Origin of the sequence: Rhizobacter terrae (genome assembly GCF_003852895.1) — a bacterium.
In the GTDB taxonomy this organism is placed as follows: domain Bacteria; phylum Pseudomonadota; class Gammaproteobacteria; order Burkholderiales; family Burkholderiaceae_C; genus Albitalea; species Albitalea terrae.
On record NZ_QUSW01000002.1, the window covers coordinates 130234 to 153441 of the forward strand.

A 23208-nucleotide genomic window follows, 5' to 3' on the forward strand; every position below is an offset into this window, starting at 1 on the left:
GGTTGTTCCCCATGCCCACCATCGTTCAAACCGTCTCGGGAAGAGTCACCGGCTTGTGGGGCACGGCCCTCATCCGAGGCGCCGACGGCAAGATGCACGCGCTCCACCTGGGCGACGTGGTGCATCGCGGGGACGTCATCCTCACCACGCAGAACGGCATCGTCCAGCTCACGCCGGACGAGGACACCGTCTTCGCCAAGCCGGCGCCCGCGGCAGACGACATCGACCGCGTCATCGCCGGCATCAACACCGACGAGCCCACCGCCGCGACGGCGGCCGTGGTCGGCGGCGACGGCGCCTCCGACCTGAGCCCCGGCCTGCGCGTGGACCGCATCTCCGAGGCCGTGGGCCCGAGCGGCGGCTTCGTCTCCAGCGCGCCCGACGGCACGCAGACGAACTTCGTCAACGGCAACCAGATCACTGCGCCAGAAAACAAGACCACCACGCCGTCCATCGGCAACAGCGCCAACGCGATCAGCGCGGTGGAAGAAGGCCCGTCGGTCAGCCTGGGTCTGAATACACCCTCTGGCGCGTCGGGTGCTGCCACTGTCACCGTGAACACCGTGCCGGCCATCGGCCAGGTGCTGAAGGCCGACGGCACCGTGCTCACCGCCGGCAGCACGCTCACCGCCGCCGACCTGGCCGGCCTGAAGTACGTGCCGCCTGCTGACTATGACGGCACCGCCACGGTCGGCAACTTCAACTACACCGTGACCGACGGCAGCGCCAGCGCCTCGGGCACGACCAGCATCAACCTCACGCCGGTGAACGACGCGCCGGTGGGCACGCCCGCCACCGTCACCGGCCTGGAAGACAGCACCCTGCCCCTGTCGCTGGGCGGCACGGACGTGGACAGCCCGGTCACGGGCGTCACCATCGTCAGCATTCCCGCGGGCAGCGCCTTGTCGCTGGCCGACGGCACGCCCGTGATCGCGGGCCAGACGCTCACGCCCGCGCAGGCGGCCAACCTGCTGTTCCATCCGGCCGCTGATTTCAACGGCAGCTCGGCGGTGACCTTCACCGTCACGGACAGCGCGGGTGCGGTCTCCACGCCGACCGCCATCACCATCAACGTCGCCGCCGTCAACGACGCGCCGGTGGCCAACTTCACGGTCGGCGCCGGCCATGAAGACACCGCGCTGCCCGTGAACCTGGGCGGCACCGACGTGGACGGCACCGTTGTGTCGGTGACGATCACCAGCCTGCCCGCCAACGGCACGCTGTTCCTCGCCGATGGCGTCACACCCGTGACGGCCGGCAGCACGCTCACGCCGACGCAGGCCGCGAACCTGGTGTTCCAGCCCGCCGCCGACTTCAACGGCACGACCAGCTTCAGCTTCACCGCCACCGACAACCTGGGCCTGTCGTCCTCGCCCATCTCGGTGCCGCTGACCATCGCTGCGGTGAACGACGCCCCTGTGGCGACGGCCGATGTGGCCTCCGGTGCCGAAGACACCGTGCAGACCGGCAACGTGCTCATCAACGACAGCGACGTGGACGGCCCGGCCTTGTCGGTCAGCCAGTTCAGCGTGGGCGGATCCACCTTCGCCGCCGGCGCCACTGCCAACCTGCCCGGCGTGGGCACCCTCGTCATCAACGGCGACGGCTCCTACACCTTCACCCCGGCGGCCAACTACAACGGCCCGGTGCCTCTGGCCACCTACACCGCCACGGACGGTTCGCTCACCTCGACCGCCACCCTCAGCCTGAGCGTGACGGCCGTGAACGACGCGCCGTCGGCCCAGGCCGACCTGGCTTCCACGCCGATCAACACCGCCACCGACGTGGCCGTTCTCGCCAACGACAGCGATGCCGACGGCGACACGCTGAGCGTCACCAGCGCCACGCTGGCCGATTCGTCGCAAGGCACGGTCAGCATCAACCCTGACGGCACGATCCACTTCACCCCGGCACTCAACTTCACGGGCGCCGCGGTCATCAACTACGTGGTCAGCGACGGCCATGGCGGTGTCAGCGGCGCCGGCCTGACGGTGAACGTGGGAGCCAACACGCCGCCCACCGGTGCCGACAGCACCCACACCATCGCCGAAGACACGAGCTTCACCGTGCAGGTGGGCGACCTCGGCTTCGCCGACGCGGACCTGGGCCAGACGCTGGCGAACGTGCGCATCGATGCGCTGCCGGCAGTCGGCACGCTGCTCCTGAACGGCACGCCGGTGGTGGCAGGCCAGGTGCTGTCCGCAGCCAGCGTGGCCGCAGGCAACCTCGTGTTCGTGCCGGCCGCGGATGCCCACGGCGCGCCCTACGCCGCCTTCACCTTCAGCGTGCAGGACAGCGCCGGCGCCTTCGACACCACGCCCAACACGCTGGCCGTGAACGTCACGGCCGTGAACGACGCGCCGGTGGTCACCGGCGAGACCGTGAGCACCGCGGAAGACAGCGCCGTGTCCGGCAACGTGCTCGCCAACGACACCGATGTCGATGGCGACGTGCTCAGCGTCACGCAGTACGTGGTGAACGGATCGACCTTCGCCACCGGCACGCCCGCGGCCATCGCCGGCGTGGGCACGCTGCTCATCAACGCCGACGGCTCCTACACCTTCTCGCCGGTGGCCAACTACAACGGGCCGGTGCCCGTGGCCACCTACACCGTCACGGACGGCACCGCCAACGTGAACGGCACGCTGGCCGTCACCGTCACGGCCGTGAACGACGCGCCCGTGGCCGCGAACGACAGCTTCACCGGCCCCGAGGACTCGCCGCTGGCCGGCAACGTGCTGGCCAATGACAGCGACGTGGACGGCCCGTCCCTGAGCGTCACGCAATTCGTGGTGGGCGGATCCACCTTCGCTGCCGGCAACGCGGCCAGCCTGCCCGGCGTTGGCACGCTGGTGATCAACGCCGACGGCAGCTTCAGCTTCACGCCCGCGGCCAACTACAACGGCCCGGTGCCCGTGGCCACCTACACGGTGAGCGACGGCACGGCCTCGTCCACCGCCACGCTGACGCTGGCCGTCTCGCCGGTGAACGATGCGCCGGTGGCTGCCAACGACAGCGCCACGACCGCCGAAGACACGCCCCTGACCGGCAATGTGCTGGCCAACGACACCGACATCGACGGCCCCGCGCTGAGCGTGACCCAGTTCGTGGTCGGCGGCAGCACCTATGCCGCCGGCGCCACCGCCTCGCTGGCCGGCGTGGGCTCGCTCGTCATCAATGGCGACGGCTCCTACACCTTCACCCCGGCTGCCAACTACAACGGCCCTGTGCCGGTGGCCACCTACACCGCCACGGATGGTTCGCTCACCTCCACCGCCACTCTCACGCTCAGCGTGTCGGCCGTCAATGACGCGCCGGTGGCCGGCAACGACCTCGCCTCCACGCCGATCAACACGCCCGTCACCTTCGCCGTGCTGGGCAATGACAGCGACGTCGACGGCGACACGCTGACCGTCACCAGCGCCGCGCTGGTGAACCCGGCGCAAGGCAGCATCAGCGTCAACCCCGACGGCACCCTGAGCTTCACGCCGGTCACGAATTTCAGCGGGACTGTCGCGGCGACCTACACCGTCAGCGATGGCCACGGCGGCACCACCACGGCCACCGTCACCATCTCGGTGGGCAACAACACGCCGCCCACCGGCGCGGACAGCACCCACAGCATCGCCGAGGACACGAGCTACACCGTGCAGGTGGGCGACCTCGGCTTTGCCGATGCGGACGCCGGCCAGACGCTGGCGAACGTGCGCATCGACAGCCTGCCGGCTTCGGGCACGCTGCTGCTCAATGGCGCAGCCGTCAGCGCCGGCGCGGTCATTTCCGCCACCGAGATCGCTGCAGGCCACCTCGTCTTCACGCCCGCTGCGAACGCCAACGGCGCGCCATACGCGAGCTTCAACTTCAGCGTGCAGGACAACGCCGGCGCCTTCGATGCTGCCCCGAATACGCTGACCCTGAACGTCACGCCGGTGAACGACGCCCCCGTGGCGGCCAACGACAGCTTCACCACGGCCGAAGACACCGTGCTGGCCGGCAACGTGCTCGCCAACGACACGGATGTGGACGGCGACGTGCTGTCGGTCACCCAGTTCACCGTAGGCGGTGCCACCTTCGCCGCAGGCAGCACCGCCGTGCTGGCGGGCGTGGGTTCCCTGCACATCGACGCCGACGGCAGCTTCAGCTTCACGCCGGCGGCCAACTACAACGGCCCCGTGCCGGTGGCCACCTACACCGTCACCGACGGCACCACCGCCACATCCGCCACGCTGACGCTGGCCGTCTCGCCGGTGAACGACCTGCCCGTGGCAGTGAACGACACCGTCAACGCCGTCGAGGACCAACCCTTCTCCGGCTCGATCGCCGGCAACGACACGCCCTCCGGTGACGGCGGCAACGTCTTCGCACTGGTCGGCGGCTCCGGTCCCGCGCACGGCACGCTGACCTTCAACAACGACGGCACCTTCGTCTACACCCCGGCTGCCAACTACCACGGCGCGGACAGCTTCAGCTACACCCTGACCGATGCGGACGGCGACGTGTCCACCGCCACGGTGAGCGTGAACGTGGCGAGCGTCAACGACGTGCCCGTGGCCGTGGCCGACACCGTGGCCGCGGTGGAAGACACGCCCTTCGTGGGCACGGTCGCGACCAATGACACGCCCTCGGGCGACGGCGGCAATGTGTTCGCACTCGTCGGCGGCAGCGGCCCGGCGCATGGCGGCATCACCTTCAATGCCGACGGCACCTTCACCTACACCCCGAACGCGAACTACCACGGGGCGGACAGCTTCAGCTACTCGATCACCGATGCGGACGGGGATGTCTCCACTGCGACGGTGAACGTGAATGTCGCGAGCGTGAACGACGTGCCGGTGGCGGTGGCTGACACGGTCGCCGCGACGGAAGACACGCCCTTTGTCGGCACCGTGGCGACCAATGACGCGCCCTCGGGCGACGGCGGCAATGTGTTCGCCCTGGTCGGCGGTTCCGGCCCCACCCACGGTTCCCTCGTCTTCAACAACGACGGCACGTTCACCTATACCCCCAGCGCCAACTACCACGGTGCTGATACGTTCTCGTATTCGATCACTGATGCCGATGGCGATGTGTCCACGGCAACCGTTGCGATCAACGTCGCCAGCGTGAATGATGTGCCGGCTGCGGTGGCCGACACGGTTGCCGCGACGGAAGACACGCCCTTCGTTGGCACGGTCGCCACGAACGACACGCTGTCCGGTGATGGCGGCAATGTCTTCGCCCTGGTCGGTGGTTCTGGTCCGACCCACGGCGCCATCGTGTTCAACAACGATGGCACCTTCACCTACACCCCCAGCGCCAACTACAACGGCGCCGACACCTTCTCCTACTCGATCACCGACGCCGACGGCGATGTCTCCACCGCCACAGTCAGCATCAACGTCGCCAGCGTGAACGACGTGCCGGCCGCCGTGGCCGACACCGTGAGCGCCACCGAGGACACGCCCTTCGTCGGCACTGTGGCGACCAACGACACGCTGTCCGGCGACGGCGGCAATGTCTTCGCCCTGGTCGGTGGTTCCGGCCCCGCCCATGGCGCCATCGTCTTCAACAACGACGGCACGTTCACGTACACGCCGAGCGCCAACTACAACGGCGCTGACACCTTCACCTACTCGATCACCGACGCCGATGGCGATGTCTCCACGGCATCCGTGGCCATCAACGTCGCCAGCGTGAACGACGTGCCGGCAGCAGTGGCCGACACGGTTGCCGCAACGGAAGACACGCCCTTCGTCGGCACCGTCGCCACGAACGACACGCTGTCCGGCGACGGCGGCAATGTCTTCGCCCTGGTCGGTGGTTCTGGTCCGGCCCACGGCGCCATCGTGTTCAACAACGATGGCACCTTCACCTACACCCCCAGCGCCAACTACAACGGCGCCGACACGTTCAGCTATTCGATCACCGACGCCGACGGCGATGTCTCCACCGCCACGGTCAGCATCAACGTCGCCAGCGTGAATGACGTGCCGGCCGCCGTGGCCGACACCGTGAGCGCCACCGAGGACACGCCCTTCGTCGGCACCGTCGCCACGAACGACACGCTGTCCGGCGACGGCGGCAATGTCTTCGCCCTGGTCGGTGGTTCCGGCCCCGCCCATGGCGCCATCGTCTTCAACAACGACGGCACCTTCACCTACACCCCCAGCGCCAACTACAACGGCGCCGACACGTTCAGCTATTCGATCACCGACGCCGACGGCGATGTCTCCACCGCCACGGTCAGCATCAACGTCGCCAGCGTGAATGACGTGCCGGCCGCCGTGGCCGACACCGTGAGCGCCACCGAGGACACGCCCTTCGTCGGCACCGTCGCCACGAACGACACGCTGTCCGGCGACGGCGGCAATGTCTTCGCCCTGGTCGGTGGTTCCGGCCCCGCCCACGGCGCCATCGTCTTCAACAACGACGGCACCTTCACCTACACCCCCAGCGCCAACTACAACGGCGCCGACACGTTCAGCTATTCGATCACCGACGCCGACGGCGATGTCTCCACCGCCACGGTCAGCATCAACATCGCCAGCGTGAATGACGTGCCGACGGCAGTGGCCGACACGGTTGCCGCGACGGAAGACACCCCCTTCGTTGGCACGGTCGCCACGAACGACACCCTCTCCGGCGACGGCGGCAATGTGTTTGCCCTGGTCGGCGGTTCCGGCCCCACCCACGGCGCGATCGTCTTCAACAACGACGGCACGTTCACCTACACCCCCAGCGCCAACTACAACGGCGCCGACACGTTCAGCTATTCGATCACCGATGCCGATGGCGATGTGTCCACGGCAACCGTGGCCATCAATGTCGCAAGCGTGAACGATGTGCCCACCGCTGTGGCGGACACGGTCGCTGCAACGGAGGACACGCCCTTCGTTGGCACCGTTGCCACCAACGACACCCTCTCCGGTGACGGCGGCAACGTCTTCGCTTTGGTCGGTGGTTCTGGTCCGGCCCACGGCGCCATCGTGTTCAACAACGACGGCACGTTCACCTACACGCCGAGCGCCAACTACAACGGTGCTGACACCTTCAGCTATTCGATCACCGATGCCGATGGCGATGTGTCCACAGCAACCGTGGCCATCAACGTCGCCAGCGTGAATGATGTGCCGGCAGCAGTGGCCGACACGGTTGCCGCAACGGAAGACACGCCCTTCGTCGGCACCGTCGCCACGAACGACACGCTGTCGGGCGACGGCGGCAATGTCTTCGCCCTGGTCGGTGGTTCTGGTCCGGCCCACGGCGCCATCGTGTTCAACAACGACGGCACCTTCACCTACACGCCGAGCGCCAACTACAACGGCGCCGACACCTTCTCGTACTCGATCACCGATGCCGATGGCGATGTCTCCACCGCCACGGTCAGCATCAACGTCGCCAGCGTGAACGACGTGCCGACGGCAGTGGCCGACACGGTTGCAGCCACCGAGGACACGCCCTTCATCGGCACCGTCGCCACGAACGACACCCTCTCCGGCGACGGCGGTAATGTCTTCGCCCTGGTCGGTGGCTCCGGTCCCACCCACGGCGCCATCGTCTTCAACAACGACGGCACCTTCACCTACACCCCCAGCGCCAACTACAACGGCGCTGACACGTTCAGCTATTCGATCACCGATGCCGACGGCGATGTCTCGACCGCCACGGTCAGCATCAACGTCGCCAGTGTGAATGACGTGCCGACGGCAGTGGCCGACACGGTTGCCGCGACGGAAGACACGCCCTTCATCGGCACCGTCGCCACAAACGACACCCTCTCCGGCGACGGCGGCAACGTCTTCGCCCTGGTCGGTGGCTCCGGCCCCGCCCACGGCGCCATCGTCTTCAACAACGACGGCACCTTCACCTACACCCCCAGCGCCAACTACAACGGCGCCGACAGCTTCACCTACTCCATCACCGACGCCGATGGCGACGTGTCCACCGCGACCGTGGCCATCAACGTCGCCGCCGTGAACGATGCGCCGGTGGCCGTGAATGACACCGCCATCACCAACGAAGACGTGGCGGTGACGGGCAATGTGTTGACCAACGACACCGACGTCGATGGGCCGAGCCAGACGGTCACGCAATTCACCGTCGGTGGCACCACCTACGCCGCGGGCGCGACCGCCACGCTGGCGGGCGTGGGCACGCTGCTCATCAACAGCGACGGCTCCTATACCTTCACGCCGGCCGCCAACTACGACGGCGCCGTGCCGTCCGCGGTCTATTCGATGACCGACGGCACCGCCAGCAGCACCGCGACGCTGGCCATCACCATCACCCCGGTGAACGACGCGCCCGATGCCGTCGACGACCTGGTGAGCACGCCGATCAACACCGGCCTGACCATCAACGTCAAGGCCAACGACGTCGACGTGGACGACAGCACCGCTTCGCTGACGGTGTCCAGTCCCGTGCTGTCGGACCCGACCAAGGGCACCGTCTCGGTGAACCCGGACGGCACCCTGGCCTTCACGCCGGCCACCAACTTCAGCGGCACGCTGACGATCACCTACACGCTGACCGATCCGCACGGCCTGAGCGACACCGCCACCGTGACCGTGAACGTCGGCGCGAACACGCCGCCCTCGGGTGCGGACTTCGCGGTCACGACCGCCGAAGACACTCCGGCCACGCTGACGGTCGCCAACTTCGGCTTCAGCGATGCCGACGTGGGCCAGACCTTCGCCTCCGTGCGCATCTCCACGCTGCCGACGGCAGGCTCGCTGCTGCTCAACGGCGTCGCCCTGGGCGCGGGCGCTGTCGTGTCCGTGAGCGAGATCGCCGCCGGCCACCTGGTCTTCGCGCCCGCGGCCGATGCGAACGGCGCGAACTACGCGACCTTCACCTTCGCAGTGCAGGACTCCGCCGGCGCCTTCGACACCACGCCCAACACCGCGACGATCAACGTGACGCCGGTGAACGACGCCCCGGTGGCAGTGGCCGACACCGCCTTGGCCACCGAAGATGTGACGCTGAACGTGGGCGCTGCCTCGGGCGTGCTCGCCAACGACACGGATGTGGACACCGGTGACACCAAGACCGTGTCGGGTGTGGCCTTCGGCGCGACCACCGGCACGGTCGGCTCCGGCCTGGCAGGCACCTATGGCACCTTGACGCTGAACGCCGACGGCAGCTACAGCTACCTGGCCAACAAGGCAGCGGCTGAAGCCCTCGGCACCGGGCAGACGGCCACCGAAGTCTTCACCTACACGATGCATGACACGGCTGGTGCAACGAGCACGGCCACCATCACCTTCACCATCACCGGCACGAACGACGGCCCGGCGGCCGTCGCGGACAGCGCTTCTGCCACCGAGGACGTGACGCTGAACGTCACTGCTGCCTCGGGCGTGCTCGCCAATGACACGGACGTGGACACGGGCGACACCAAGACGGTGTCGGGCGTGGCCTTCGGTGCGACCACCGGCACGGTCGGCTCCGGCCTCGCCGGCACCTACGGCACGCTGACGCTCAATGCCGACGGCAGCTACAGCTATCTCGCTGACAAGGCCGCTGCCCAAGCCTTGGGGACCGGCCAGACTGCGACCGAGGTCTTCACCTACACGATGCAGGATGCGGCCGGTGCCACCAGCACCGCCAGCATCACCTTCACGGTCACCGGCACCAATGACGCACCGGTGGCCGTGGCCGACACCGCCTCGGCTACCGAGGATGTAACGCTGAATGTAGCCGCCGCCACTGGTGTGCTCGCCAACGACACCGACGTCGACACCGGCGACACCAAGACGGTGTCCGGTGTGGCCTTCGGCGCAACGACCGGCACTGTCGGTTCCGGCCTCGCGGGCACCTACGGCACGCTCACGCTCAACGCCGATGGCAGCTACAGCTACCTGGCAAACAAGGCCGCCGCTGAAGCGCTCGGCACCGGCCAGACGGCTACGGAAGTCTTCTCGTACACGATGCGTGATGCAGCTGGTGCAACGAGCACGGCCACCATCACCTTCACCATCACCGGCACCAATGACGGCCCGACTGCCGTCGCCGACACCGCCTCGGCGACCGAGGACCTGACGCTGAATGTGGCCGCCGCCACTGGTGTGCTCACCAACGACACCGACGTCGACACCGGTGACACCAAGACGGTGTCCGGCGTGGCCTTCGGCGCAACGACCGGCACTGTCGGTTCCGGCTTGGCGGGCACCTACGGCACGCTCACACTCAACGCCGACGGCAGCTACAGCTACCTGGCCAACAAGGCTGCCGCTGAGTCCCTCGGCACCGGGCAGACGGCCACCGAAGTCTTCTCGTACACGATGCGCGATGCGGCCGGTGCCACCAGCACCGCCACCATCACCTTCACCATCACCGGCACGAACGACGGCCCGACCGCTGTAGCCGACACGGCATCCGCCACCGAAGACGTGACCTTGAACGTCTCCGCTGCCGCCGGCGTGCTCGCCAACGACACCGACATCGACACCGGTGACACCAAGACGGTCTCTGGCGTCGCCTTCGGCGCCAACCCCGGCACCGTGGGCACCGGCCTGGCCGGCACCTACGGCACGCTCACGCTCAACGCCGACGGCAGCTACAGCTACCTCGCCGACAAGGCGGCGGCCCAAGCACTGGGCACTGGCCAGACGGCCACCGAAGTCTTCAGCTACACGATGCGTGACGCCGCCGGCACCACCAGCACCGCCAGCATCACCTTCACCATCACCGGCACGAACGATGCGCCGGTGGCCGTGGCCGATTCGGCCTCCGTCATCGAGGACGTGAACTTCAGCAGGCCTGCCGCCACCGGCGTGCTCGCCAACGACACCGACGTCGACACCGGCGACACGAAGACCGTCTCCGGCGTCGCTTTCGGCGCCACCACCGGCGCCGTGGGCGTGGCCCTGGGTGGCACCTATGGCACGCTGACGCTGAACGCCAACGGCAGCTACACCTATCTCGCGAACAAGGCACCGGCCGAAGCGCTGGGCGCCGGCCAGACGGCCACCGAGACCTTCACCTACACGATGCGTGACGCCGCAGGCGCCACCAGCACGTCGACGCTCACCTTCAACATCACCGGCTTGAACGATGCGCCGGTGGCCGTGGCCGACTCGGCCCAGGTCACCGAAGACGCGACGCTCACCCGCACCGCCGCTTTCGGCGTGCTCGCGAACGACACCGACGTGGACGCCGGCGACACGAAGACCGTATCGGCCGTGGCCTTCGGTGCCACCACCGGCACGGTGGGCTCGGCGCTGTCGGGCACCTACGGCACGCTGACGCTGAACGCGGATGGCAGCTACAGCTACGTCGCCAACAGGGCCGCCGCCGAAGCCCTTGGCAACGGCCAGAACGCGACCGAGGTGTTCAGCTACACGATGCGTGACGCCGCGGGCGCCACCAGCACCGCCAACATCACGTTCACCATCACCGGCACGAACGATGGCCCGACCGCCGTCGCCGACACGGCTGCCGCCACCGAGGATGTGACGCTGAACGTGGCCGCAGCATCCGGCGTGCTGGCCAATGACACCGACGTTGACACGGGCGACACGAAGACCGTGTCGGGCGTGGCCTTCGGCGCGACCCCCGGCACTGTCGGCTCCGCGCTGTCGGGCACCTATGGCACCTTGACGCTGAATGCCGACGGCAGCTACAGCTACCTCGCCAACAAGGCCGCTGCTGAAGCCCTCGGCACGGGTCAAACGGCCACCGAAGTCTTCACCTACACGATGCGTGACGCGGCTGGCGCGGCCAGCACGGCCACCATCACCTTCACGATCACCGGCACGAACGACGGGCCGACCGCCGTGGCCGACACCGCCTCGGCCACCGAGGATGTGACGCTGAACGTGGCCGCCGCATCGGGCGTGCTCGCGAACGACACTGATGTCGACACGGGCGATACAAAGACCGTCTCCGCCGTGGCCTTCGGTGCCACCACTGGAACGGCGGGCACGGCCCTGGCCGGCACCTACGGCACGCTCACGCTCAACGCCGACGGCAGCTACAGCTACCTGGCCAACAAGGCAGCCGCTGAAGCACTGGGCACGGGTCAGACCGCCACGGAGGTCTTCTCGTACACGATGCGTGATACGGCTGGCGCGACCAGCACCGCCAACATCACCTTCACCATCACCGGCACGAATGACGCGCCGACCGCCGTCGCAGACACTGCATCTGCCACGGAAGACATCACCCTGAACGTCGCCGCTTCCGGCGTGCTCGCCAACGACACCGATGTCGACACAGGCGACACGAAGACCGTCACCGGCGTCGCATTCAGCGCGACCACCGGCACGGTTGGATCGGCACTGGCAGGCATCTACGGCACGCTGACGCTGAACGCGGACGGCAGCTACAGCTACCTCGCGAACAAGGCGGCCGCCGAAGCATTGGCCGTTGGCCAGACGGCCAGCGAAGTCTTCACCTACACGATGCGTGACGCAGCTGGCGCGACCAGCTCGTCCACCATCACCTTCACCATCACCGGCACGAACGACGCACCGGTGGCCGTGGCCGATACAGCATCCGCCACTGAAGACGTCACCCTCAACGTCACCGCCGCATCCGGCGTGCTGGCCAACGACACGGACGTGGACAGCGGCGACACCAAGACGGTGTCGGGGGTGGCCTTCGGTGCCACCGCCGGCACGGTGGGCTCTGGCCTTGCGGGCACCTACGGCACGCTGACGCTCAATGCCGACGGCAGCTACAGCTATCTGGCCAACAAGGCCGCTGCTGAAGCCCTCGGCACCGGTCAAACCGCCACCGAAGTCTTCACCTACACGATGCGTGATGCGGCAGGTGCAACGAGCACCGCCACCATCACGTTCACCATCACCGGCACCAACGACGGCCCGACCGCCGTGGCCGACACGGCCTTCGTGACGGAGGATCTGACGCTGAACGTGGCCGCGTCCGGCGTGCTGGCCAACGACACGGACGTGGACACCGGCGACACCAAGACGGTGTCGGGCGTGTCCTTCGGTGCGACCGCTGGCACGGTCGGTTCCGGCCTTGCGGGAATCTACGGCACGCTGACCCTGAACGCGGACGGCAGCTACAGCTACCTGGCCAACAAGGCAGCCGCCGAAGCTTTGGCTGTCGGCCAGACGGCCACCGAAGTCTTCAGCTACACGATGCGTGACGCGGCAGGCGCGACCAGCACCGCCACGATCACCTTCACCATCACCGGCACGAACGACGCACCGGTGGCGGTCGCCGATACCGCATCCGCCACCGAGGACGTGACGCTCAACGTCGCCGCCGCATCCGGCGTGCTCGTCAACGACACGGACGTGGACAGCGGCGACACCAAGACGGTATCGGGCGTGGCGTTCGGTGCCACCACTGGCACCGTGGGCTCTGGCCTCGCCGGCACCTACGGCACGCTCACGCTGAACGCCGACGGCAGCTACAGCTACCTGGCCAACAAGGCCGCCGCTGAAGCCCTCGGCACCGGCCAAACGGCTACCGAGGTTTTCAGCTACACGGTGCGCGACACCGCGGGTGCCACCAGCACCGCCAGCATCACCTTCACGATCACGGGCACGAACGACGGCCCGACGGCTGTCGCCGACACGGCCATCACCTCCGAAGACGTGACGCTGAACGTGAGCGCCGCCTCGGGCGTGCTCGCCAACGACAGCGATGTCGACACCGGTGACAGCAAGACCGTGTCTGCCGTGGCCTTCGGTGCCACCAGCGGCACGGTGGGCTCGGCCCTGGCCGGCACCTACGGCACGCTCACGCTCAACGCCGATGGCAGCTACAGCTACCTCGCCAACAAGGCGCCGGCTGAATCGCTGGGCACGGGCCAGACCGCCACGGAGGTCTTCACCTACACGATGCGTGACGCGGCTGGTGCCACCAGCACCGCCACGATCACCTTCACCATCACCGGCACCAACGACGGCCCGACCGCTGTGGCCGACACGGCATCCGCCACCGAAGACGTGACCTTGAACGTCTCCGCCGCGGCCGGCGTGCTGGCCAACGACATGGATGTGGACACCGGCGACACGAAGGCGGTGTCCGGTGTGGCCTTCGGCGCCACCACCGGCACCGTGGGCTCCGGCCTGGCCGGCACCTACGGAACACTCACGCTCAACGCCGACGGCAGCTACAGCTACCTCGCGGACAAGGCTGCGGCCGAGTCGCTCGGCGCGGGTCAGACCGCCACCGAAGTCTTCAGCTACACCATGCGCGATGCGGCCGGTGCCACCAGCACCGCCACCATCACCTTCACCATCACCGGCACCAACGACGTTCCGACCATCACCGGCACGTCCAGCGGCACGGTGACGGAAGCTGGCGCGGTCAGCGCCGGCAACCCGAACGCCAACGGCACGCTGGTCATCAACGACGCCGACGCCGGACAGAGCAGCTTCCAGTCCCCGCCGAGCCTGGCGGGCACCTACGGCACGTTCACCTTCAATGCCTCGACCGGCGCCTGGACCTATGCGCTGGACAACACCAAGCCCGCCACGCAGGCCCTGGCCGCCGGCGCCGTCGTGCACGACCTGCTGACGGTGACGAGCCTGGACGGCACGGCGACCAAGACCATCGACGTCACGGTCAACGGCGCCAACGATGCACCGGTGGCCGTGGCCGATGCGGCCTCGGCCACGGAGGACGTGACGCTGAACGTGGCTGCAGCCTCTGGCGTGCTGGTCAACGACACCGATGTGGACGCTGGTGACACCAAGGCCGTCTCCGGCGTGGCGTTCGGCGCCACCACCGGCACCGTGGGTTCCGGCCTCGCAGGCACCTACGGCACGTTGACGCTCAATGCCGACGGCAGCTACAGCTACCTCGCCAACAAGGCCGCTGCAGAGGCGCTCGGCGCGGGCCAGACCGCGACCGAGTCTTTCACGTACACCGTGCGCGACACGGCTGGCGCGACCAGTTCGGCCACCATCACGTTCACGATCACCGGCACCAATGATGGTCCGACGGCCGTGGCCGACACGGCGGCCGCCACAGAAGATGTGACGCTCAACGTGAGCGCCGCTTCAGGCGTGCTCGCCAATGACACCGATGTGGACGCCGGCGACACGAAGACGGTGTCGGGCATTGCCTTCGGCGCAACCACCGGCACGGTCGGCAGCGGCCTCGCCGGTACCTATGGCACCTTGACCCTCAATGCCGACGGCAGCTACAGCTACCTGGCGAACAAGGCCGCTGCTGAAGCGCTGGGCACGGGCCAGACCGCCACCGAGGTCTTCACCTACACGATGCGTGATGCGGCTGGTGCGACCAGCTCGTCCACCATCACCTTCACCATCACCGGCACGAACGACGCACCGGTGGCCGTGGCCGACACGGCATCCGCCACTGAAGACGTCACCCTCAACGTCGCAGCCGCATCCGGCGTGCTGGCCAACGACACGGACGTGGACACCGGTGACACCAAGACCGTCTCCGGCGTGGCCTTCGGTGCCACTGCAGGCACGGTGGGCTCTGGCTTGGCCGGCACCTACGGCACGCTCACGCTCAACGCCGATGGCAGCTACAGCTACCTGGCCAACAAGGCAGCCGCTGAGGCGCTTGGCACCGGGCAGACGGCTACGGAAGTCTTCAGCTACACGATGCGTGATGCAGCCGGTGCAACCAGCACGGCCACCATCACTTTCACCGTCACCGGTACGAATGACGGCCCAACCGCCGTGGCCGATACCGCCTCGGCCACCGAGGACGTGACGCTGAACGTGGCAGCGGCCTCCGGAGTGTTGGCCAACGACACCGACGTCGACACCGGCGACACGAAGACGGTCTCCGGCGTGGCCTTCGGTGCCACCACCGGCACGGTCGGCTCCAGCCTCTCGGGCACCTACGGCACGCTCACGCTGAACGCCGACGGCAGCTACAGCTACCTGGCCAACAAGGCCGCCGCCGAAGCATTGGCTGTCGGCCAGACGGCCAGCGAAGTCTTCACCTACACGATGCGTGATGCGGCTGGCGCGACCAGCTCGTCCACCATCACCTTCACCATCACCGGCACGAACGACGCACCGGTGGCCGTGGCCGACACGGCATCCGCCACTGAAGACGTCACCCTCAACGTCGCAGCCGCATCCGGCGTGCTGGCCAACGACACGGACGTGGACACCGGTGACACCAAGACCGTCTCCGGCGTGGCCTTCGGTGCCACTGCAGGCACGGTGGGCTCTGGCCTTGCGGGCACCTACGGCACGCTCACGCTCAACGCCGACGGCAGCTACAGCTACCTCGCCAACAAGGCAGCCGCTGAGGCGCTTGGCACCGGCCAAACCGCCACCGAAGTCTTCAGCTACACGATGCGTGACACGGCCGGTGCAACGAGCACCGCCACCATCACCTTCACGATCACCGGCACGAACGATGGTCCGACGGCCGTCGCCGACACCGCATCTGCCACCGAGGACGTCACGCTGAATGTGGCCGCAGCCTCGGGCGTGCTGGTCAACGACACCGATGTCGACACGGGCGACACCAAGACCGTCTCCGGCGTGGCCTTCGGCGCAACGACCGGCACGGTCGGCTCCGGCCTGGCCGGCACCTACGGCACGCTCACGCTCAACGCCGACGGCAGCTACAGCTACTTGGCCAACAAGGCTGCCGCTGAGGCGCTTGGCACCGGCCAAACCGCCACCGAGGTCTTCAGCTACACGATGCGAGATGCGGCTGGTGCGACCAGCACCGCCACCATCACTTTCACCATCACCGGGACGAATGACGGCCCGACCGCCCTGGCCGATACCGCCTCGGCCACCGAGGACGTGACACTGAACGTGGCAGCGGCCTCCGGTGTGTTGGCCAACGACACCGATGTCGACACGGGCGACACGAAGACGGTCTCTGGTGTCGCGTTCGGTGCGACCACCGGCACGGTCGGCTCCGGCTTGGCTGGCACCTACGGCACACTCACGCTCAACGCCGATGGCAGCTACAGCTATCTCGCCAACAAGGCAGCCGCCGAAGCGCTCGGCACGGGCCAGACGGCCACTGAGGCATTCAGCTACACGATGCGTGACGCGGCCGGTGCGACCAGCACTGCCACCATCACCTTCACGATCACCGGCACCAATGACGGCCCGACGGCCGTCGCCGATACGGCTGCGGCCACTGAGGACGTGACGCTCAACGTCGCAGCAGCTTCCGGCGTGCTCGTCAACGACACGGATGTGGACAGCGGCGACACCAAGACCGTGTCCGGCGTGGCCTTCGGTGCCACCACCGGCACGGTGGGCTCCGGCCTTGCGGGCACCTACGGCACGCTCACGCTGAACGCCGATGGCAGCTACAGCTACTTGGCCAACAAGGCTGCCGCTGAGGCGCTTGGCACCGGCCAAACCGCCACCGAGGTCTTCAGCTACACGATGCGAGATGCGGCTGGTGCCACCAGCACGGCCACCATCACCTTCACGATCACCGGCACGAACGACGGCCCGACCGCCGTGGCCGACGCCGCCTCTGCGACCGAAGACGTGACCTTGAACGTCGCTGCTGCTTCGGGTGTCTTGGCGAATGACACGGACGTCGACACCGGCGACACGAAGACTGTCTCCGCCGTGGCCTTCGGTGCCACCACCGGCACCGTCGGTTCCGGCTTGGCTGGCACCTATGGCACGCTGACCCTGAACGCCGATGGCAGCTACAGCTACCTCGCGAACAAGGTAGCCGCCGAAGCGCTCGGCACGGGTCAAACGGCCACCGAAGTCTTCAGCTACACGATGCGTGACACGGCTGGTGCAACGAGCACCGCCACCATCACCTTCACGATCACCGGCACCAATGACGGCCCGACCGCCGTGGCCGACACTGCCTCTGCGACCGAAGACGTGACCTTGAACGTCGCTGCTGCTTCGGGTGTCTTGGCGAACGACACCGACGTCGACACCGGCGACACGAAGACCGTCTCCGCCGTGGCCTTCGGTGCCACCACCGGCACCGTCGGTTCCGGCTTGGCTGGCACCTATGGCACGCTGACCCTGAACGCTGATGGCAGCTACAGCTACCTCGCGAACAAGGCCGCTGCTGAAGCGCTCGGCACGGGCCAGACAGCCACCGAAGTCTTCAGCTACACGATGCGCGACGCGGCCGGTGCAACGAGCACCGCCACCATCACTTTCACGATCACCGGCACCAACGATGCGCCGGTGGCAGTGGCCGACACTGGTGCTGCCACCGAAGACGTGACGCTGACCAAGGTCGCAGCCACAGGCGTGCTGTCCAACGACACGGACGTCGATACTGGCGACACCAAGACCGTCTCCGGCGTGGCCTTCGGTGCCACCACCGGCACCGTCGGCTCTGGCTTGGCTGGCACCTACGGCACCTTGACGCTGAACGCTGACGGCAGCTACAGCTACCTCGCCAACAAGGCTGCCGCCGAAGCGCTCGGCACGGGTCAGACGGCCACCGAAGTCTTCACCTACACGATGCGTGACACGGCCGGCGCAACCAGCACTGCCACCATTACATTCACGATCACCGGCACGAACGATGGTCCGACCGCCGTGGCGGACACTGCCTCTGCCACCGAGGACGTGACGCTGAACGTGGCAGCGGCCTCCGGAGTGTTGGCCAACGACACCGACGTCGACACCGGCGACACGAAGACGGTCTCCGGCGTGGCCTTCGGTGCCACCACCGGCACGGTCGGTTCCGGCCTGGCCGGAACCTACGGCACGCTGACGCTTAACGCCGATGGCAGCTACAGCTACCTGGCCAACAAGGCTACCGCTGAGGCGCTTGGCACCGGCCAGACCGCCACCGAGGTCTTCAGCTACACGATGCGAGATGCGGCTGGTGCGACCAGCACCGCCACCATCACATTCACGATCACCGGGACGAACGATGGTCCGACCGCCGTGGCGGACACCGCTTCCGCCACCGAGGACGTCACGCTCAACGTCGCTGCCACTTCGGGCGTGCTCGCCAATGACACCGATGTGGACACCGGCGATACGAAGACTGTGTCCACCGTGGCCTTCGGTGCCACCACCGGCACGGTCGGTTCCGGCCTCGCCGGCACCTACGGCACGCTCACGCTCAACGCCGATGGCAGCTACAGCTACCTGGCCAACAAGGCCGCCGCTGAAGCACTGGGCACTGGCCAGACCGCCACCGAAGTCTTCAGCTACACGATGCGTGATGCGGCAGGTGCAACGAGCACTGCCACCATCACCTTCACGATCACCGGGACGAACGATGGTCCGACCGCCGTGGCGGACACTGCCTCTGCCACCGAAGACGTGACCTTGAACGTCGCTGCTGCTTCGGGTGTCTTGGCGAATGACACCGACGTCGACACCGGCGACACCAAGACCGTCTCCGGCGTCGCGTTCGGTGCCACCACCGGCACCGTGGGCTCCGGCCTCGCTGGTACCTACGGCACGCTCACACTCAACGCCGACGGCAGCTACAGCTACCTCGCCAACAAGGCCGCCGCTGAAGCGCTCAGCACGGGACAGACCGCCACGGAAGTCTTCTCGTACACGATGCGTGATGCAGCCGGAGCCACCAGCACGGCCAACATCACCTTCACCATCACCGGCGCCAACGACGGCCCGACCGCGGTCGCGGACGCCGCCTCGGCCACCGAGGATGTGACGCTGAACGTGACCGCCGCTTCGGGCGTCTTGGCCAACGACACCGACGTGGACACGGGTGACACCAAGACGGTGTCGGGCGTGGCCTTCGGCGCCACCACCGGCACAGTCGGCTCCGGCCTGGCCGGCACCTATGGCACCTTGACCCTGAACGCTGACGGCAGCTACAGCTACTTGGCCAACAAGGCAGCCGCTGAAGCGCTCGGCACCGGGCAGACGGCTACGGAAGTCTTCACCTACACGATGCGTGACACGGCCGGCGCGACCAGCACCGCCAACATCACCTTCACCATCACCGGCACGAACGACGCGCCCGTGGCCGTGGCCGACACCGGCGCGGCCACGGAGGACGTGACGCTGACCAAGACCGCCGCCACCGGCGTGCTCGGCAACGACACCGACGTTGACACTGGTGATACCAAGACCGTCTCCGGCGTCGCCTTCGGCGCCACGACGGGCACATTGGGCTCCGCACTGGCTGGCACCTACGGCGCATTGACTCTGAACGCTGATGGCAGCTACAGCTACCTCGCCAACAAGGCCGCCGCTGAGGCGCTCGGCGCCGGCCAAACTGCCACTGAAGTCTTCTCGTACACGATGCGTGACGCGGCTGGCGCCACCAGCACGGCCACCATCACCTTCACGATCACCGGCACGAACGACGGCCCGACCGCAGTGGCCGACACCGGCGCCGCAACGGAAGACGTGACGCTGACGACCACCGCCGCCACCGGCGTACTCGCCAACGACACCGATGTCGACACCGGCGACACCAAGACCGTGTCCGCCGTGGCCTTCGGCGCCACCACCGGCACGGTGGGCTCTGCACTGGCCGGCACCTACGGGACGCTCACGCTCAACGCCGACGGCAGCTACAGCTACTTGGCCAACAAGGCCGCCGCTGAAGCGCTGGGCACCGGCCAGACCGCCACCGAAGTCTTCAGCTACACGATGCGTGACGCGGCCGGCGCGACCAGCACGTCCAACATCACCTTCACCATCACCGGCACGAACGACGCACCGGTGGCCGTGGCCGACACCGCATCCGCCACCGAAGACGTCACCCTCAACGTCGCCGCCGCTTCGGGCGTGCTCGTCAACGACACCGACGTGGACACCGGCGACACGAAGACCGTGTCCGCCGTGGCCTTCGGCGCCACCACAGGCACAGTCGGCTCCGGCCTCGCCGGCACCTACGGCACGCTGACGCTGAACGCCGACGGCAGCTACAGCTACCTCGCGAACAAGGCCGCCGCCGAGGCCCTCGGCACCGGCCAGACCGCCACCGAAGTCTTCAGCTACACGGTGCGCGACACCGCAGGTGCCACCAGCACCGCCAACATCACCTTCACCATCACCGGCACGAACGACGCGCCGGTGGCCGTCGCCGACACCGGCGCGGCCACCGAGGACGTGACGCTGACCAAGACCGCTGCCGCCGGCGTGCTGTCCAACGACACCGACGTCGACACCGGCGACACCAAGGCCGTCTCCGCCGTCGCCTTCGGCGCCACCAGCGGCACGGTGGGCTCGGCCCTGGCCGGCACCTACGGCACGCTCACGCTCAATGCCGATGGCAGCTACAGCTACCTCGCCAACAAGGCGCCGGCCGAGGCGCTGGCGGTGGGCCAGACGGCCACCGAGACCTTCACCTACACGATGCGCGACGCAGCCGGCTCCACCAGCAGCTCGACCATCACCTTCACCATCACCGGCACCAACGACGCGCCGGTGGCCAACAACGACACGGGCAGCGTTCTGGCCCAGGGCACGCTGACGGTCACCGCGGCCAACGGCGTGATCCAGTCGGGCTCCGTGCCCGCAGGCAAGGACACCGACGTCGACACCGGCGACGTACTCGTCGTCAGCAAGGCCATTGCCGGCAGCGGCTCGCCGAGCACCAGCGTGTCGGCCGGCGGCACGACCTTCATCGGCACCTACGGCGACCTGACGCTGAAGTCCGACGGCAGTTACGTCTACACCGCCACGCGTGCCGACGCCATCGCCACCGGCAGCAACGTGAACGATGTGTTCACCTACCAGCTGTCCGACGGCAACGGCGGCACGGCCAATGCGACGCTGACCATCACCGTGGGCGGCCAGGCGGACACCATCACCGCCACCACGCCGACCAGCACGGTGCTGTCGAACACGCAGGGCCTGAACGGCGAGTACTACGGCTACAACGAGACCGACCCCGGCACGAATTCGACCCGCCATCACTCGGACGACGCCACGCTGGGCAACCTCGACCACGTCAGCGACTTCAACACCATCGTGAATGCGCGCAATGCTGCGGTGGGCGGCAGCAACAGCATCCTCGGCACCTCCACCGCAGCGTCCTCCAACGCGGTGGATGCGCGGTTCCTTGCCCGCACCGTCGACTACGGCGCGAGCCCGGACGTCACCGGCAACCTGGGCAAGAACAACGTCGTGGCCGCGGGCGGATCGACCGCCAGCCTGACCGACAACAACAGCAACCTGTGGCGCTTCCTGGACCGCAGCGCCGGCTCGGACACGAGCACGCTGTCCGTCGAGCAGGGCGTGACCTACTCGGCCTGGTCGGGCAGCGGCACCAAGAGCGGCTTGGGCACCACCACCGATGCGGGCATCCGCCTGACCGGCGAGGTGTTCATGGCGGCAGGTTCGTACGACATCCGCGTCACGGCCGACGACGGCTTCCGCCTGAACCTGGGCGGCCAGACCGTCGCGATCTACGACGACATCCAGTCGCCGACGACGCGGGTGTACTCGGGCGTGCCCATCACCGGCGGCCTCACCGCGCTGGAACTGCTGTACTGGGAACAGGGCGGCAACGCCGTGCTGAAGATCGAGTACAAGCTAAGCGGCACCGCCGACACGGCCTACCAGACCTTTTCCACCACCAACCTGGCGATGTACAGCGATGCGAACCAGCCCACGCTGGGCGAGACGCAGGACATCGTCGCCGGCTCCGGCGCCGGCGTGTGGAACGTGCGCACCGGCTCGACGCTGGACGGCGGCGTCGGCAACGACACCATCACCGGCAGCACGGGCAAGGACAAGCTCATCGGCGGCCAAGGCAACGACATCCTCAGTGGCGGCGCGGGCGACGACATCCTGATCGGCGGCAAGGGCAACGACACCCTGACCGGCGGCACGGGCCATGACGTCTTCCAGTGGAAGCTGGGCGATGGCGGCACGGCGGGCACACCGGCGGCCGACGTCATCAGCGACTTCGACAATGCCAACTACTCCGGCGACGTGCTGGACCTGCGCGACCTGCTGGTGGGCGAAACCCACACGGCCAACGTGATCGGCATGCCGGCCTCCATCGGCCTGACGAACACGGTGACGGTGACGGCGGACAACGGCAATCTGGCGAACTACCTGCACTTCGCGATGTCGGGTTCGGACACGGTGGTGTCCATCAGCACGACGGGCCAGTTCTCCGGCGGCTTCGCGACCGGCAAGGTCGACCAGACCATCACGCTGACCGGCGTGAACCTGGTGGGCAGCTTCACGACGGATGCGCAGATCATCAATGACCTGCTCAAGCGTGGGAAGCTGGTGACCGACGGAGGTTGATGGGGCCCCCCAGTCGCTTCGCTCCTGCCCCCGAGGGGCGCCACCCGGCGGACCGGCAAAGCCGGATCCGCGGGTGTGGCTTGATGGGTCGCTAGCG

At 67.8% G+C, this 23208-nt stretch carries 1 protein-coding gene; it reads left to right on the forward strand.

Annotated elements, in window-relative coordinates; translation table 11 throughout:
- Positions 1–11: 11 nt before the first annotated feature.
- Entirely contained in the window at positions 12–23111 is a 23100-nt protein-coding gene (locus tag DZC73_RS07660) for an Ig-like domain-containing protein (RefSeq protein WP_124539652.1), read from the forward strand.
- The last annotated feature ends 97 nt before the right edge of the window (positions 23112–23208 follow it).